The organism is Streptomyces sp. TAA486 (assembly GCF_000426165.1).
In genome coordinates, this window is sequence record NZ_AUEV01000006.1 from 151735 (window position 1) to 167694 (window position 15960).

Below are 15960 nucleotides of genomic sequence, written 5' to 3' on the forward strand. Positions count from 1 at the left end.
GGGAGCCGCTGGTGCCGCCGGGTCGCTACACCTCCGTGACGTGCAGAAACTCCACCAGTGCGGCCGTCAGTTGGGCCGGAGCGTCCTCCTGCACCAAGTGTCCGGCGCCCTCGACGAACTGGAGCCGTGCACCGGGGATCAGATCCGCCAGCCGGTGCGCGCGGTCGACGGGGATCCAGGTGTCGGCCGTACCCCAGCAGACGAGCACGGGCGGCCGGATCTCGCCGTAGCGTCCCTCGATCTCGTCCGTGAAGCGCTGGTCGTTCTGCCGGATCTGACGGTAGAAGGCGCTCTGGCCCGCCTCTCCCAGCCACGGCGCCACCAGCCCGTCCAGCACACGGGAGCCCAGCCCGTGCGCGCTCGCCGAGCGGATGTACTCGCGCACCAGCGCCTCGTGCAGCGCGCGCGGCAACTGCCCGAACACCTCTGCCTGTTCGCCCAGCAGCCGGTAGGCCGGTGACCCCCAGGGGGCCAGGGCAACCGGGTCGACGAGCGCGAGACGTCCGTACTCGGCGCCGTGCAGCAGATGTGCGCGCAGGGCGACACAGCCGCCGAAGTCATGGGCCAGCACCGCGGGCCGGTGTGCGCCCGCGGTCGACAGGCCCCAGTGGTCGAGCAGTTCGGCGAAGATCAGGCCTTGCGCGGCGAGGGACACGTCCTGGCCCTCGTACATCGCGGAAGTGCCGTAGCCCGGCATGTCCCACACATGGACGCGGAACGTCTGCGCGAGTGCGCGGGCGACGGCGCGCCACGTGTACGACGACCACGGCGTTCCGTGCAGCAGCACGACAGGGGGCCCGTCCGCGGGGCCGAGCCGGCCCCACCGCACGGTGCCGGACGAGCTCTCGTAGGCGCGGTCCAGGGCCGCGGCCCAGTTGCCGGACTCACCGGCGATGCGTTCCGTCATCCGCACAGTCTCCGCAAGGCGGGACGGACATGCACGGCATTTACGGACTGCCGTTATGGCGGACGGTGACTGCTTGGGTCCGCCAGGTGATTGCCCGCCCCGGGGCGGATCTGCTGCGTGATGAATCGCTGCCACTCAATCGGATACCCGGCATGTGAGAAATGCAGGGCCGGCCGAGAGAAAGCGAGAAGGTTGTGACCTACGCAGTGAAGAGCACGCTCCCGGACGCCGACCTGAAGACCGTCGGCGAAGCCCTTCAGGGTGAGCTCGTGGACCTGGTCGATCTCTCCCTCGTCGCGAAGCAGATCCACTGGAATGTGATCGGCCCCCGCTTCCGGTCCATCCATCTCCAGCTCGACGACGTGGTCTCCACCGCGCGTTCGTACTCGGACACCGTGGCCGAGCGGGCGTCCGCGCTCGGCCTGCCCCCGGACGGCCGTTCCTCGACCGTCGCGGCGGCGAGCGCGATAGAGCGGGTGACGGAGGGCTGGCAGAAGGACACCGACGCGGTACGGACGATGGTCAAGGCCCTGGAGGCGACCATAGGCGGCGCCCGCGAGCGCATGCGTTCGGTGAGCGAACCGGACCCCGTGACCGAGGACATCTTCATACAGCTCACTGCCGATCTCGAGAAGCATCACTGGATGTTCCAGGCAGAGAACGGCAGTTGAGGAGGAAGTCCGGGGTGGCTCCGGGCCCCGTCGGCCCGGACGTGATGAGGGTTCCCCGGGCATGAGACGGCTCCGGTCGCCAGGAACGGCGGCCGGAGCCGGTCCGCAGCCGGCCTTCGGGATCCGGTCTGCGGGAGGCGGCCGCGTCAGACCGTGGCGCCCCCGAGCAGCAGCCCCGCCAGTGTGCCCAGCAGCATGAACGGACCGAAGGGCACGGCTGTCTTCCACCTCGCCCGCCTGGCCAGCACCAGCACCAGTCCGTAGCCGGCGGCGAGCAGGAAGCTGAGGAACGTCCCGGTGAAGAGGACTTCCCAGCCGTACCAGCCCAGGGCGAGGCCGAGAGCGACGGCGAGCTTCACGTCGCCGAAGCCCATCCCGCGGGGATTCAGCAGGAACAGAACGAAATAGGCGGCGGCGAGGACGCCTCCGCCCAGCAGCGCGTCCGTCCACTCGCCGCCTGCGCGCGGTGCCAGAGCCGCGAGACCTAGCAGGGCGGCGGTCGCCCCGGCCAGCGGCAACGTCAGTATGTCCGGGAGCCGTTGGGCACGGACGTCGACGGCGGCGAGCAGCAGCCCGAAGGGCGCGGCCAGCAGCCAGACGCCCAACTCCGGCCGCGGGCCCACGAAGAGAGCAAGCGCCGCGCAGACCGACGCGCAGACGACGGTGAACGACCCGGTGGAGACGCCGAAGGGCCGCGAGGACTCGTGCGGTGCCTCGGCCACTCCTGGACCACCGCTCTCCGCGACCGCTGCCACCGCCGCGGGCGGACACGACGGGCAGCGCGGGCGGCCGAGCCATCCGCGTGCGGCGCCGGTGAGTTCATGCCCCGCCGGGCATGCTCCGCGCCAGGGCGCCTCCGGCGGCACGGCCAACCGGTAGACGGCGCGCGGCAGAAGAGAGCCCGCGGCCGCGCCGTACGCCGCCGCGCACATCGTCAGTAGCGGGACGAGTACGGGCATCGGTGTCCACCCCCTGGAACAGACAGTGCGGTCACCCGGAGCGCGGTCAGTGTCAACTACGAGTTGACGCTCTCCGGGATGTCAACCTAAGGTTGCCACATGACGGATCCCATTCCCATGGCCGGTCGGGTACGGCTCGACGACCTGATCGAGGCCATCAAGAACGTCCACTCCGACGCACTCGACCAGCTCTCGGACGCCGTGCTCGCCGCCGATCACCTCGGTGACATCGCGGACCACCTCATCGGCCACTTCGTGGACCAGGCCCGCCGCTCGGGTGCGTCCTGGACGGACATCGGCAAGAGCATGGGCGTCACGCGGCAGGCGGCCCAGAAGCGTTTCGTGCCCAAGGCCCCCGTGCCGGGCGAGAGTGCCGATCTCGACCCCTCGCAGGGCTTCGGCCGCTTCACCCCGCGCGCACGGAGCGTCGTGGTGTGCTCCCAGAACGAGGCGCGGCGGGCAGGCAACACCGAGATCGCCCCCGGCCACCTGATTCTCGGCCTCCTCCGCGAGCCGGACGGAATCGGCGCGAAGGCGATCGTCGCGCGGGGGGTGTCCCTCGAAGCCGTCCGCGAGGCGGTGACCGGGACGCTGCCGGAGGGTGCCGACGAGGTGCCGGAGCTGATCCCCTTCGACGCGCGGGCCAAGAAGGCGCTGGAACTCACCTTCCGGGAGGCGCTGCGCCTGGGCCACAACTTCGTCGGTACGGAACACATCCTCCTCGCGCTCCTGGAACTCGAGGACGGGGACGGCACGCTGACGGGCCTGGGCGTCGACAAGGCGGGCGCCGAGGCCGAGATCACCGCCGCGCTGGAGGCCGCCGCCGGAGGCTGACGAGTTCCGCCCGACCCCGGATCAGTACGTGGGCGGCGGCCCGAACGTGCCGCCTGCGGCACCGTCGCCACCGCCCTGGGACGGCGGCGCCGAAGGCGGCGGCCCTGCCGGAGGCGGCGGCGTCCCCGGAGGTGTGACCGGTGGCGCCGCGGGCAAGGGCCCGCTCGGCGGTGGCCCGGCGGGCTGGGCCGGGGGATAGGCGTACGCGGGGCCTGCGGGACCTGGGCCCGCGGAGACGGGCCCCGGCTGCTGCGGGACGTACGGCTGGGCGTGTGCCTGCATCGGCGGCTGTCCCGGCGCCTGGACGGGGAACGCCCCGAAGGGCGGTGCTCCTCCCGCGACCGGCGCGGGCCCTGGCTGTGCCGGAATGCCGGGGCGCAGCGCCAGCACGATCAGCGTCACCGCTCCAGCCAGCGTGATCAGTAGCTCCAGGCGCCCGAAGAAGATCACGACCGGCGCCGCGTCGCCCAGCTCGAAGAAGCCACCCTCGATGTAGCCCCACAGCACGGTGATGGCCTGCGGCAGCAGCACGATGGCGAGGCCCAGGGAGAAGCCCCGGGCGGAGGCAGTGCGGAGCATGGCCAGGACGCAGGCGGCGCCGCCCACGAAGATCAGGGTGAGCCAGTCCCAGCCCGGGGACACGTCGAGCAGTGTGAAGACGGTGCCCCGGCCGGTGAAGAGGCGGAACCAGTAGTCGGCGCCCGCCGTGGCGAACGCGTGGATGCTCCAGCCGAAGCTGAAGATCATCAGCACTGCGAAGAAGACCGCCGCGACGACCGCGTGCACCCTGGTCGGGCGCTGCGGGCACTCGCTCGGGAGAAGCGGCTCCGGGGGCTGCGCGGGTTGCGGAGGCTGCGGCGGCATCCCCTGCCCGAACGGCTGGCCGTACGGCTGCCCGTAGGCATGCGCGGGAGCCCCGTACGGCTGTGCCGTCAGGGCCGGCTGCCCTGTCCAGCGCCGGATGCCTGCCATCAGGACGATCGCGAGCGGCAGGCAGAAGAGCACGACCCAGAGGCAGCTCGACCAGGCGGCGTCCAATGACGGGTCGTCGTGGAAGCCCTGGAGCGCGTAGTACGCCGATGTCTCCGAGTGCAGGCCCGCATGCCAGATCACGGGCAGCCGCCAGGCGAGGGTCAGCACCGTGGTGACGGCCAGGAGACCGCCGGCCGCCCAGGCGCCCGTGAGGGCGGCGAAGGCCGCGGCGATCTGGAGGAGGCCGAGACCGATGTCGTCGGCGGTGGTGGCAGGGATGTCCGTCAGCCCGGCCGCGGTCGGCCCGAGCGCTCCCGTCCACACCTTCCAGGTGTCGGCGAAGTCGAGTTCGAGGAGGTCCCTCAGCACCCAGATCCATGTGTGCAGCGCGAAGAGGAGACAAAAGATCCCCCCGGTGATCCGCGCGCCCTTGCCCAGCACCCGCACCTGTGGCATCGCGCCACACCCCCCTGCCCCTGTTCTCCTGTGACCCAGCGCCCACGTGGAATACGGCCGCACACAGGGGTGTTGTGACGGACTGTGTCCCGGCTCGTCGCCCCCGGTAGCGGTGCTGGAACAGTAACAGTCAGACGGGTGCGGGCCGATGCCGCCCGAGGCGGTCACCCGCCTTCCCGTCGCACGCAGATGCCCGCCCACGTACGTAGAATCGAGGAATCATGGCTCGCTCCGCCTACCTCGATCACGCCGCCACGACGCCCATGTTCCCCGAGGCGGTCGAGGCGATGACCGCCCAACTCGCCGTCACCGGCAACGCCTCGTCACTGCACGGGTCCGGCCGCCGGGCCCGGCGCACCGTCGAGGAGGCCAGAGAGGCGCTCGCGGCCCCGCTAGGGGCCCGGCCCAGCGAGGTCGTCTTCACGGCGGGCGGGACGGAGGCCGACAACCTCGCGGTCAAGGGCCTGTACTGGTCCCGCAGGGACGCCGACCCCGCCCGTACGCGCATCCTGGCCAGCCCCGTCGAGCACCACGCGGTCCTGGACACGGTCCACTGGCTCGCCGATCACGAAGGCGCCGATGTGGAGTGGCTGCCGGTCGACGAGCACGGCCGGGTGCATGCGCCGGCGCTGCACGACGCGATCGCGCGCGACCCCGGCAGCGTCGCCCTGGCCACCGTCATGTGGGCGAACAACGAGATCGGCACGATCATGCCGGTGGTGGAACTCGCCGCTGCCGCCGAGGAGTTCGGCGTCCCGCTGCACGCGGACGCGGTGCAGGCGGTGGGCCAGACCGAGGTGGACTTCGCCACGTCCGGGCTCGCCGCGCTGACGCTGACCGGCCACAAGATCGGCGGCCCCTACGGCGTGGGCGCGCTGCTGCTGCGCCGCGAGCAGACGCCCGTGCCGCTGCTGCACGGCGGCGGCCAGGAGCGCGACGTGCGCTCGGGGACGCTGGATGTGCCCGCGGTCGCCGCCTTCGCCGTGGCCACCGAGCTGGCCGCCGAGCGGCGCACGGACTTCGAGCGGGACATCGGCACCCTGCGGGACAAGCTGATCGAGCGCGTACACACGGAGGTTCCCGACGCGGTGCTCAACGGCGACCCGGACCCGGCGGGCCGCCTCCCCGGCAACGCGCACTTCTCCTTCCCCGGCTGCGAGGGCGATTCGCTGCTGCTCCTGCTGGACGCGCAGGGCATCGAGTGCTCGACCGGTTCCGCGTGCACGGCGGGGATCGCCCAGCCGAGCCATGTGCTGCTTGCAGCGGGCGCCGATCCGGATCTCGCGCGGGGCACACTGCGCTTCTCGCTGGGGCACACCTCCACCGAGGCGGACGTGGAGGCGCTGGCCACCGCGATCGGTCCGGCCGTCGAGCGCGCCCGCGGCGCGGGGCTCAGCTGAAACCCCGCCCGGCCCTCTCCGGACCTGCCGGGCGAGACGATTTCCCGATCACCGTCTGGACGACCGGACCGTTGTGCCGTTGACTGAGGCATCCGACCGGTGTGCCTCGCGCACCGGTCGATGAGCGGCACGCTCGCGTCACGGGTGCGGCGAAGGAGAGCGCAGTGGGCGGTGAACCCCGGGATCACGCGCACGCACCGGCACGCGGAGTCAGTGCGCCGCTGCCCGCCTCCGTGCGTCTCGGCTACGGACTGGGGTCGCTGTGCACAGGGACGTTCCCCACGGTGCCCGGGCTGCTGCTGCTCTACTACCTCACCAACGTCATGGCCGTCCCCGCGGCGGTGGCCGGCCTCGCGCTCTTCCTCCCCAAGGCTTGGGACGTACTGGTCAATCCGGTCGTCGGCGTCCTCTGCGACCGCAGCCGGCTGCGCGGCGGGCCGCGCCGCCCGTTCCTGCTGGCGGGGGCGTGCACGCTGCCGCCGCTGTTCGCGCTGCTCTTCGCGGCGCCCCCGCTGCGCGGCACGGCCGCGGCCGTCTACGTGGCGCTGCTCTTCCTCCTGGCCGCGACGTCCTACGCCGTCTTCCAGGTGCCCTACGTGGCGATGCCCGCGGAGATGACGGACGAGAGCGCCGAGCGCGGCCGACTGCTCGCCTGGCGGGTGGGTTTCCTCGGTGTGGCGATCCTGCTGTCCGGTGCGGCGGCACCGGCCATCGCTCACACCGGCGGTGACACCCCGGCGAGCTACCGGCTGATGGGCGTGGCCGTGGCAGCAGTGCTGGCCTGCGGGATGTTCGCGGCGTGGGCCGGGACGCGGAGGGCGCCGGCAGTCGCGTACACCAAGGCCGAACCGTCGCTGCGAGCACAGCTCACCGCCGCCCGAAGCAACAAGCCGTTCCTGTATCTGGCCGGGATGTGGACGGCGCAGGCGCTGGCAATCGGCGTGATGCTGGCGGGAGTTCAGTACTTCGCCACCTACGTTCTCGGCTCGGCGGGCGCCGTCACGCCGCTGTTCGTCTGCATGATCGGCCCGTTGGCCCTCGTCATGCCGCTGTGGAACCGGATCGCGCGTGCGCGGGGCGTCAAGTACGCACAGTTCTGCGCCTCTTGGGTGTTCCTCGGCGCGACGGTCGTGCTCGTCCTCACGCCGTGGGGCGGGGCGTGGCCGGCGTACGCGACCATCGCCGCGGTCGGAGTCGCCTACGGCGGGATGCAGTTGCTGCCGCTGCGCATGCTCGCCGACAACCTCGCCGCCGACGCCGTCCGCACGGGACGGCAGCGCGCCGCGACCTTCACCGGGCTGTGGACCGCGGTGGAGACGCTTGCATTCGCTCTCGGCGCGGGTGCCTTCGCCGCCGTGCTGGCCGTCAGCGGCTTCCGTTCCTCCGACGCGGCACACGCCGTGGAGCAGCCCGGTTCGGCAGTGACCGGAATCGTCCTCGGCATGAGCCTGCTGCCCGCCGTGCTGGCGCTCGCCAGCCTCTGGCTGCTGAACAGGTATCAGGAGGATGCGGAGGAGCCGCGCACGTCCGCACCCGAGGTGGCCATCCCCGAGACGCTGGAGGACGAGACCGACCGTGACCGCTGAATCCGCCTCCCGCCTGCCCGAGGGCCGTCCCGCCGACGACGTGCTCGCCGAACTGAGCGCGCTGCGCGAAGCCGACGCACCGACCCGCGGTGGCCGGACCTTCGCGTACGTCTACGACGCCGGCGTGAAGGGGCTCGACGAACTGGCGGCCGCGGCGTACTCGGCGTACGCGACCGTCAACGGCCTGGACATGACGGTCTTCCCGAGCGTCGCGCGCCTGGAGAACGACCTCGTGCGCAGCGCCGCAGCCCTGCTCGGAGTGCCCGGCACCCAGGGGACGTTCACCAGCGGAGGCACGGAGAGCATCCTGCTCGCGGTCAAGACGGCACGCGACCACGCACGCGCAGTGCGGGACGTGGGCGAGCCTCGCATGGTCCTGCCGTCCACCGCGCACGCCGCGTTCCACAAGGCGGCCGCGTATCTCGGGGTGGAGCCCGCGGTCGTGCCCGTCGACAGGGAGACGTACCGGGCCGACGCCGCGGCGATGGCCGCCGAGATCGACGAGCGGACCGTGCTCGTGGTCGCGTCCGCGCCCTCCTACGCGCACGGTGTCATCGACCCGGTCGAGGAGATCGCCGCGGCCGCCGAGGAACAGGGCGTGCTGTGCCACGTCGACGCCTGCATCGGGGGCTGGCTGCTGCCGTATCTGCGCCGCGCGGGGCGCGAAGTGCCGCCGTTCGAGCTGACGTTGCCCGGTGTCACCTCGCTCTCCGTCGACCTGCACAAGTACGGATACGCAGACAAGGGCGCGTCGGTGCTGCTCCACAGGGACGCGGAGCTGCGCAGGTACCAGTACTTCGCGCATGCCGGGTGGCCGGGCTATCCCGTCGTCAATCCGACGGTTCAGGGCACGAAGTCGGCGGGGCTGCTCGCTCAGGCGTGGGCGGTGCTCAGGCATGTCGGGGAGGACGGCTACACCGAGCTGGCACGGCAGGTCGCGGGCGCGTCGGACCGGCTGCTCGACGGGCTCGGCGGCATCGAGGGCGTGCGGATACTCGGGCGGCCGGCTGCGGGGCTGGTCGCGTTCACGCTGGACGGAGGCGCCGGCGGAGCCGGCCCCGGCTCCGAACGGGCCGCCGCCGGGGGCGACTTGAGCCTCGTGCTCCACCTCGCCGACGAGATGCGGATACGCGGCTGGTATCTCCAGCCGCAGCTGGGTTTCGACGGCATGCCGCCCAACCTGCATCTCACACTGACCCCGGCCACCGTCGGCCAAGTGGACGCGCTGCTCGCCGACTTGGGCGAGGCGCTGGCGGCCGCACACGCACTGACCCCTGTGCGCGCCGACCCGGAGCTGGCGCGTCTGGCCGAGACCCTCGACCCCGTTGCCATCGGGCCGGAAGAGGTCGCCGCCGTGCTGGCCTTCGCAGGGCTGGGCGGCGACGGCGACGCGGGCGACACCGCCGGCACCGGCGCCGGCACCGAAGCCGGGACCGTCGGACGTATGGCACCCGTGCTCGTTCTGCTGGACGCACTCCCCGTGCCGCTCAAGGAACGCTTGCTGGCGGAGTACGTCGGGTCGATCTTCCGGATCTGACACCGGTCGCCCCGCATGGCAATCGTCATGCGGTCCGACGCCCCTGCAACCGGCACCGCCTGACGCGTCGTCCGGTCAGTGGACCGCATCGACGGAGGCGGCTTCCGACGGTGACGGCGGGATGGTGCTGGGCCGCTACTGGCACATGGCCGCGGACGGCGAACTCCATGAGATCGCCGAGCACGAGCCGGTGCTCGGCAGGTCGGGAAAGGTCGAGGAGGTCGACAAGAAGCAGCGCTTCTGGCCCTCGGAGACGGTCCTTGTCCCCGGTACGCGGCAGGTGTGGAGCGTGGGCGTCATCGAGCTCGGCGCGTACGGCGACGCGAACTTCCGCCGTGGCGCGGTGCTGAGCTACGACGCCGGCCAGTCCACTCGACCGCTCCCGGCGCCTCCCCGCACCGGACGCGGGGAGCGGTCCGGACCGTGCGGGGTGGGTGGGCCGCCCGGCGACCAGAACGAGACGATCCCGGTCCTGGCCGAAATACCGCCGACCGACCCTCTACCCAGGAGTAGTACCGAGCGTTAACGTTCGTCGCACGCTGCCGCGTCTCACCCCCACAGGAGATCCCGGTGATCAACTCCCGTGCGTCGTCCGGAGGTTCCACAAGAAGCCGGCTCGCGAGGCTGCGCGGCGTGCTCGCCGCGGTCGCCGCCGCCGCACTCCTCGCCCCGCTCATGGGCAGCTCGCCGGCGTTCGCGGCCGGTACCCGAGCCGGAGACGAAGCCGCGGTCAGCGCGGCGGAGGACCCGTGCGGGAGCCAGTGCCGCGACATCCTCCCCGCCGGACAGAACGGCCACGCCAGCCTCGTGGAGATCCTTCTGCACAAGGCCATCGGCACCCGGCCGAAGCACTCCGCGGACCAACTCGGCCCGTACGACAAGCTGTTGCACGAGTACTCGGGCCTGAGCGACGAGAAGCTCTCCGACTACTTCAACGACGCCTCCTTCGGTGTGCCCGAGGACCAGGTCGAGAGCGTCAAGAAGCCCCGTGCCGACGTCACCATCACGCGCGACAAGGCCACCGGGACACCGCACATCAAGGGCACGACCCGTTCCGGGACGGAGTTCGGCGCCGGGTACGCCGCCGGGCAGGACCGGTTGTGGCTGATCGACGTCCTGCGGCACGTCGGACGCGGCGAGTTGTCGTCCTTCGCGGGCGGTGCCGAGGGGAACCGGGCGCTCGAGCAGAGCCTGTGGGCCACCGCCCCCTACACCGAGGACGATCTTCAGCGGCAGGTCGAGCGCATTCGCGGCTCCGGCGAGCGGGGCGCGCAGGCCTACCAGGACATCCAGGACTACGTCAGTGGGATCAACACCTTCATCGATGACACGCTCGGTGCGCTGAACTACCCCGGCGAGTACGTCCTCACCGGCAACGGCTCGAAGATCAAGGACTTCACGGTCACGGACGTCGTCGCCATCGCTTCGGTGATCGGTGCCATCTTCGGCAACGGAGGCGGCGGTGAGGTCGGCAACGCGCTGGCAAAGCTGGCCTTCGAGAAGCAGTACGGAAAGGTCGGCGGCGAGAAGGCGTACACGGCCTGGCGGGCGCAGAACGACACCGGGGCCACAACGACCGTGCACGGCAAGGAGTTTCCGTACGCGCAGTCGCCGCGGAACCCGCGCGGCGTGGCCACCCCGGAGAGCGGCTCGGTCACGCCCTTCGACCACTCGCAGAACGAGGAGGGCACCGGCGCCGCCGCGAAGAAGAAGTCTGGCAAGGACGACGGAGTGAAGTCGAAGGGCGTGCTGCCCGGAGACCTCATCACCTCGAAGAAGGGCATGTCCAACGCCCTGCTGGTCTCCGGCAAGCACACGGCATCCGGAAATCCCGTTGCCGTGTTCGGGCCGCAGACCGGCTACTACTCGCCGCAGATCATGATGGTGCAGGAACTCGACGGGCCGGGGCTGCGTTCACGCGGCGCCTCCTTCCCGGGCCTCAGCTTCTACGTGGAACTCGGCCGGGGTCTGGACTACTCCTGGAGCGCCACCTCCGCGAGCCAGGACATCACCGACACCTTCGCCGTCGAACTGTGCGAGGAGTCGGGAGCCGAGCCCACCACCGAGTCGCAGAGCTACATGCTGCGCGGGAAGTGCACACCCTTCGAGAAGCTCTCCAAGCACAACGAGTGGAAGCCCACGCTGGCGGACGGCACGAAGGCCGGCTCGTACGACGTGGTGAGTCTGCGCTCGGCCTACGGTCTGGTCAGCCACACGGGCAAGGTGGACGGCAAGCCCGTCGCCTTCACCGCGCTGCGCTCGACCTACCACCACGACGCCGACTCCGTGATCGGCTTCCAGAAGTTCAACGACCCGTCCGCGATCACTTCGGCGCGCAGCTTCCAGCGGGCCGCGCAGGACATCGGCTACACCTTCAACTGGTTCTACGCGGACGCCGACCACACCGCGTACTACAACTCCGGTGACAACCCGGTCCGTTCGAAGAACACCGACCCGGACCAGCCGATACGGGCGGACAAGTCGTACGAGTGGAAGGACTGGGACCCGGAGGCCAACACCTCCGCCGTCACGCCACCCGCCGAGCATCCGCAGTCCGTCGACCAGGGCTACTTCGTCAACTGGAACAACAAGCAGGCCAAGGGCTACTCCGCCGGCTGGGCCAACGGCCCCGTGCACAGGGGCGATCTGCTCGACAGCCGGGTCGCCAGGCTCGTGAAGGACGGCTCCGTGACGCGCGCCAAGCTCGTCCAGGCGATGGAGGAGGCGGCCGCCGTCGACCTGCGTGCAGAGAAGGTGCTGCCCGAACTCCTCGACGTCATCGGCTCGTCCGAGGTCACCGACCCCGAACTGGCCGGGACGGTCAAGGAGTTGCGCGCCTGGAAGGAATCGGGATCGCAGCGCCGCGAGGCCGCGAAGGACGACGGCAAGTACGAACACGCCGAAGCCGCAAGGGTGCTGGACGCTTGGTGGCCGCTGCTGGTGGAGGGCCAGTTCAAGCCCGCGCTCGGTGACGAGCTGTACAAGTCGCTCACATCGCTCGCGCCGATCAACGAGTCACCCTCCGGCGGCCAGAACGGCGGCGGCTCCGGCGGAGGTGTTGGAGCGAGCCAGCCGCACAAGGGATCGGCGCTCCAGACCGGCTGGTGGTCCTTCGTCCAGAAGGACCTGCGGAGCGTGCAGGGCGAGGACGTCGGCTCACCGCTCGACAGGCCGTACTGCGGCGGAGGTTCGCTGGAGAAGTGCCGGGAGATGCTCCTGGCGACGCTGTCCGAGGCGGCCGCGACTCCCGCCGAGAAGACCTACCCGGGGGACGACGAGTGCGAGCCCGGCGACCAGGTGTGCGCCGACTCGATCGTGCACCGGGCCATGGGCGGCATCACCGTTCCGCGGATCGCCTGGCAGAACCGGCCCACCTATCAGCAGGTCGTGGAGTTCCCCGCCCGCCGCTGAGCCGGCAGGCGCCCGCACCTCAGGCCTTCCCGGAGTTCCCGGAACCACCGGAACTCCGGGAAGCCTCGTCCCGCGCCTGCCGCACGTAGCTCATGTAGCGCTTCCAGTCCCAGTGCCGGCCCGGGTCGGTGTGGTCGGCGCCGGGGACCTCGTTGTGACCGACGATGTGCTCCCGGTCGACGGGTATGCGGTACCGCTTGCAGATGCGGGCGGTCAGCTTCGCGGAGGAGCGGTACATCTCCTCCGTGAAGTTCTGCGGGCGGTCCACGAAGCCCTCGTGCTCGATGCCTATGCTCCGCTCGTTGAAGCCGCGGTTCCCCGCGTGGTACGCGACGTCCAGCTCCCGCACCATCTGCACCGTCCGCCCGTCGCTCGCCCGCACGATGTAGTGCGCGGCCGACGCGTGCAGCGGATCGCGGAAGACCTTCACGGCGGTACGGAAGTCGCTCTCGGTCACATGGATCACGATGCGGTCGATGACGTAGTCGTCGGGCCGGTCCGCGAAGCGGAGATTCGCCTCCGAGGCCGCGATCCAGGTCACACCCGGCTGATCGACCTCGCCCTTCTTGCGCTGCTTGTCGACCCCCGGCAGCCGCCACCACAGGCGCGAGGTCTTGTCCCAGGTCAGAGCAGCCGCGGTGGCAAGCACCACACCGCTGCCCCCGCCGATGAGCGCAGCGCGCCGAGAGATCGAAGCCATACCTCTGCAAACGCGTGCGACCAGGGTCCCGGTTCCGCACCTGCCCGCCGCGTGCCGCGGCCCTTACTCGCTTACGGCGCGGGGTGCCCTTCCGTCTACGCTGGACGGGTTATGACTGACACTTCCATCCCCCAGCCTTCGGCCGGGGGTGCCCTCACCCAGCCTCCGGCCGGGGGTGCTCCTTCCCGTCCCGGCACCTCGGGCACGCCTGCCCAGTCCTCCGCGGCGGAGGGTGGCCCCAGGCTGCGTGTGCTCGCCGCCATGTCCGGCGGCGTCGACTCGGCCGTCGCCGCGGCCCGCGCCGTCGACGCGGGCCACGACGTCACCGGGGTGCATCTGGCCCTTTCGGCCAACCCGAAGTCGTTCCGCACGGGCGCCCGTGGCTGCTGCACGATCGAGGACTCGCGAGACGCGCGCCGCGCCGCCGATGTCATCGGCATCCCCTTCTACGTCTGGGACCTGGCCGAGCGCTTCCGCGAGGACGTGGTGGAGGACTTCGTCGCCGAGTACGAGGCGGGCCGCACCCCCAATCCCTGCCTGCGCTGCAATGAGAAGATCAAGTTCGCGGCGCTGCTGGACAAGGCGCTGGCACTGGGCTTCGACGCGGTGTGCACCGGCCACTACGCCACGATCGTCACCCGTGACGACGGCACCCGCGAGCTGCACCGCGCCAGCGACGCGGCCAAGGACCAGAGCTACGTGCTGGGCGTGCTGGACGCCGGTCAGCTCGCGCACGCCATGTTCCCCCTCGGCGACACCCTCACGAGCAAGGACGAGATCCGGGAAGAGGCGGAGCGGCGCGACCTCGCCGTCGCGAAGAAGCCCGACAGCCACGACATCTGCTTCATCGCGGACGGCGACACCCAGGGCTTCCTCGCGGGCCGTCTCGGCACGTCCGAGGGCGACATCGTCGACGAGGACGGTCACAAGCTCGGCACCCACGAGGGCGCGTACGGCTTCACCATCGGCCAGCGCAAGGGCCTGCGCATCGGGCACCCGGCATCCGACGGCAAGCCCCGGTACGTGCTGGACATCTCGCCGGTCGACAACACGGTCACCGTCGGCCCGGCCGCCTCGCTCGACGTGAGCGGGCTGACGGCCGTGAAGCCCCGCTGGTGCGGCACCGCTCCGGCAGGGCCCGGCACGTACACCGCCCAACTGCGCGCGCACGGCGGAGAGTGCGAGGTCAGCGCCGAACCGGCCGGGGACGGAACGGAGTTGAAGGTCCGCTTCACCGAACCGATGCGGGGGGTGGCCCCGGGCCAGGCGATCGTGCTCTACGACGGAACCCGCGTGATCGGCTCCGCGACGATCGCGTCGACGGAGCGGGCACGGCCCGCAGGTGCGGGCGTCAGCAAGTCCTGACACCCGTCCGCGTCGAACTGCCCTGACAGCGGGGCGACGTACGTCCGTGGCCGACGGTCCCGGACACAGAGACGGGGAGCTCGCCCGCGAAAGGGAGCTCCCCGCTGCCCGGTCCGAGTCCGGCAGTCCTACGCCCCGTGGACCGTCCCGCTGAACACCTTCTCCAGCTTGTCGAACTCCTCGAGACAGCGGCCCGTGCCCACCGCGACGCAGCTGAGCGGCTCTTCGGCGACGAACACCGGCATGCCCGTCTCCTTCGCCAGCCGTTCGTCCAAGCCGTGCAGGAGCGCTCCGCCGCCGGTGAGGACGATGCCGCGCTCCATGATGTCGCCGTAGAGCTCCGGGGGGCAGGCGTCGAAGGCGGCGCGCACCGCGTCGACGATCGCCGCGACGGGCTTCTCCGTCGCGTCCCGGATCTCCTCCTCGCTCAGCTCCACCGTCTTGGGCATGCCGGTTTCCTTGTCCCGTCCGCGTACCGGGGTCGGAACGCCGCTGCCCATCGACATCTTGACGTCCTCAGCGGTGCGTTCCCCCACCCCTATGGCGAAGTTCTGCTCGATGTACGACGCGATCGCCGCGTCCAGTGCGTCCCCGGCGACCCGTGCGGAGTGCGTGACGACCGTGCCGCCCAGGGAGATGATCGCGACCTCCGTGCTGCCGCCGCCGATGTCGACGACCATCGAACCGCGCGCCTCGTGCACCGGCAGTCCGGCGCCGATCGCGGCGGCCATCGGCTCCTCGATGAGATGCACGGAACGCGCTCCGGCACGCGCGGCCGTCTGCAATACGGCGCGGCGTTCCACGCCCGTCACACCGCTCGGCACGCAAACGACGACCCTCGGCCCTCTGCCGCGCCCCACCCTCGCTGCGCGGATGAAATGCCTGAGCATTCCCTCGGTGGCTTCGAAATCGGTGATGACGCCGCCCTTGAGGGGGCGCGTCGCGGTGATGGAGCCAGGGGTACGGCCCACTGCCTCTTTCGCTTCGGTGCCCACGGCGAGCACTTTTCCGGTGCGCGACTCGACCGCCACGACGGACGGTTCGTTGAGGATGATGCCGCGTCCGCGCGCGTACACAAGCGTGTTGGCCGTGCCAAGGTCTATGCCGATGTCACGCGTGCTGAACGAGGTGCTCTTCGCCATGTGTTCTCGCCGTGTTCGGT

General features: G+C 71.1%; 13 protein-coding genes. 8 read left to right on the forward strand and 5 right to left on the reverse strand.

The genetic code is table 11. The features are described 5' to 3' along the window. Positions 1–25: 25 nt before the first annotated feature. On the reverse strand, positions 26–907 hold the full coding sequence (locus tag I004_RS0109545; protein WP_037975626.1) for an alpha/beta fold hydrolase: 882 nt from the start codon (positions 905–907) through the stop codon (positions 26–28). A 194-nt stretch (positions 908–1101) separates the two neighbouring features. Here I004_RS0109545 and I004_RS0109550 point away from each other — a divergent pair, with 194 nt between their 5' ends. Continuing rightward, entirely contained in the window at positions 1102–1578 is a 477-nt protein-coding gene (locus tag I004_RS0109550; protein ID WP_028435295.1) for a DNA starvation/stationary phase protection protein, read from the forward strand. 146 nt (positions 1579–1724) lie between these two features. On the opposite strand, the gene I004_RS0109555 is transcribed toward I004_RS0109550, so the two are convergent. After that, entirely contained in the window at positions 1725–2537 is an 813-nt protein-coding gene (locus I004_RS0109555) for a prepilin peptidase (RefSeq protein WP_028435296.1), read from the reverse strand. Between the two features lie 99 nt (positions 2538–2636). Here I004_RS0109555 and I004_RS0109560 point away from each other — a divergent pair, with 99 nt between their 5' ends. Beyond that, a complete protein-coding gene (locus I004_RS0109560; RefSeq protein WP_028435297.1) occupies positions 2637–3371 on the forward strand; it encodes a Clp protease N-terminal domain-containing protein in 735 nt (244 codons plus the stop codon). A 21-nt stretch (positions 3372–3392) separates the two neighbouring features. Here the strand turns inward: I004_RS0109560 and I004_RS0109565 are convergent, their stop codons facing one another. Further along, complete coding sequence (locus tag I004_RS0109565) at positions 3393–4799, reverse strand: hypothetical protein (protein ID WP_028435298.1); 1407 nt, start codon at positions 4797–4799, stop codon at positions 3393–3395. Between the two features lie 221 nt (positions 4800–5020). Here I004_RS0109565 and I004_RS0109570 point away from each other — a divergent pair, with 221 nt between their 5' ends. From I004_RS0109570 to I004_RS0109590, 5 genes are all read left to right on the forward strand, one after another. Continuing rightward, positions 5021–6199, forward strand: a complete 1179-nt coding sequence (locus I004_RS0109570) for a cysteine desulfurase family protein (protein ID WP_028435299.1) — start codon at positions 5021–5023, stop codon at positions 6197–6199. Between the two features lie 164 nt (positions 6200–6363). Then, positions 6364–7785, forward strand: coding sequence for an MFS transporter (locus tag I004_RS33155; RefSeq protein WP_051344883.1), 1422 nt, complete (start codon positions 6364–6366; stop codon positions 7783–7785). Beyond that, a complete protein-coding gene (locus I004_RS0109580) occupies positions 7706–9322 on the forward strand; it encodes an aminotransferase class V-fold PLP-dependent enzyme (protein ID WP_078510974.1) in 1617 nt (538 codons plus the stop codon). Before I004_RS33155 ends, I004_RS0109580 begins: the two co-directional genes overlap by 80 nt. A gap of 121 nt (positions 9323–9443) precedes the next feature. Further along, a complete protein-coding gene (locus tag I004_RS0109585) occupies positions 9444–9848 on the forward strand; it encodes a hypothetical protein (RefSeq protein ID WP_028435301.1) in 405 nt (134 codons plus the stop codon). 149 nt (positions 9849–9997) lie between these two features. Next, positions 9998–12733 carry a penicillin acylase family protein gene (locus I004_RS0109590; RefSeq protein ID WP_051344914.1) on the forward strand — a complete coding sequence of 912 codons (2736 nt, stop codon included), beginning with the start codon at positions 9998–10000 and terminating at the stop codon, positions 12731–12733. A 19-nt stretch (positions 12734–12752) separates the two neighbouring features. Here the strand turns inward: I004_RS0109590 and I004_RS0109595 are convergent, their stop codons facing one another. Next, positions 12753–13433: a peptidoglycan recognition protein family protein gene (locus I004_RS0109595; protein WP_037975628.1), complete on the reverse strand. Its 681-nt coding sequence runs from the start codon at positions 13431–13433 to the stop codon at positions 12753–12755. 111 nt (positions 13434–13544) lie between these two features. Here I004_RS0109595 and mnmA point away from each other — a divergent pair, with 111 nt between their 5' ends. Next, positions 13545–14798: a tRNA 2-thiouridine(34) synthase MnmA gene (mnmA, locus tag I004_RS0109600; protein ID WP_078510975.1), complete on the forward strand. Its 1254-nt coding sequence runs from the start codon at positions 13545–13547 to the stop codon at positions 14796–14798. A gap of 128 nt (positions 14799–14926) precedes the next feature. On the opposite strand, the gene I004_RS0109605 is transcribed toward mnmA, so the two are convergent. Then, positions 14927–15940 (reverse strand): rod shape-determining protein, encoded by a 1014-nt coding sequence (locus I004_RS0109605; protein ID WP_028435305.1) that lies wholly within the window; start codon positions 15938–15940, stop codon positions 14927–14929. Positions 15941–15960 lie beyond the last annotated feature (20 nt).

What these genes read in the sequence shown, in the direction of transcription:
- I004_RS0109605 (WP_028435305.1), bottom strand. Translation starts at nt 15,940, where the DNA reads ATGGCGAAGAGCACCTCGTTCAGCACGCGTGACATCGGCATAGACCTT.
- I004_RS0109570 (WP_028435299.1), top strand. Translation starts at nt 5,021, where the DNA reads ATGGCTCGCTCCGCCTACCTCGATCACGCCGCCACGACGCCCATGTTC.
- I004_RS0109590 (WP_051344914.1), top strand. Translation starts at nt 9,998, where the DNA reads ATGGGCAGCTCGCCGGCGTTCGCGGCCGGTACCCGAGCCGGAGACGAA.
- I004_RS0109560 (WP_028435297.1), top strand. Translation starts at nt 2,637, where the DNA reads ATGACGGATCCCATTCCCATGGCCGGTCGGGTACGGCTCGACGACCTG.
- I004_RS0109565 (WP_028435298.1), bottom strand. Translation starts at nt 4,799, where the DNA reads ATGCCACAGGTGCGGGTGCTGGGCAAGGGCGCGCGGATCACCGGGGGG.
- mnmA (WP_078510975.1), top strand. Translation starts at nt 13,545, where the DNA reads ATGACTGACACTTCCATCCCCCAGCCTTCGGCCGGGGGTGCCCTCACC.
- I004_RS0109580 (WP_078510974.1), top strand. Translation starts at nt 7,706, where the DNA reads ATGCGGAGGAGCCGCGCACGTCCGCACCCGAGGTGGCCATCCCCGAGA.
- I004_RS0109595 (WP_037975628.1), bottom strand. Translation starts at nt 13,433, where the DNA reads ATGGCTTCGATCTCTCGGCGCGCTGCGCTCATCGGCGGGGGCAGCGGT.
- I004_RS0109585 (WP_028435301.1), top strand. Translation starts at nt 9,444, where the DNA reads ATGGTGCTGGGCCGCTACTGGCACATGGCCGCGGACGGCGAACTCCAT.
- I004_RS0109555 (WP_028435296.1), bottom strand. Translation starts at nt 2,537, where the DNA reads ATGCCCGTACTCGTCCCGCTACTGACGATGTGCGCGGCGGCGTACGGC.
- I004_RS0109545 (WP_037975626.1), bottom strand. Translation starts at nt 907, where the DNA reads ATGACGGAACGCATCGCCGGTGAGTCCGGCAACTGGGCCGCGGCCCTG.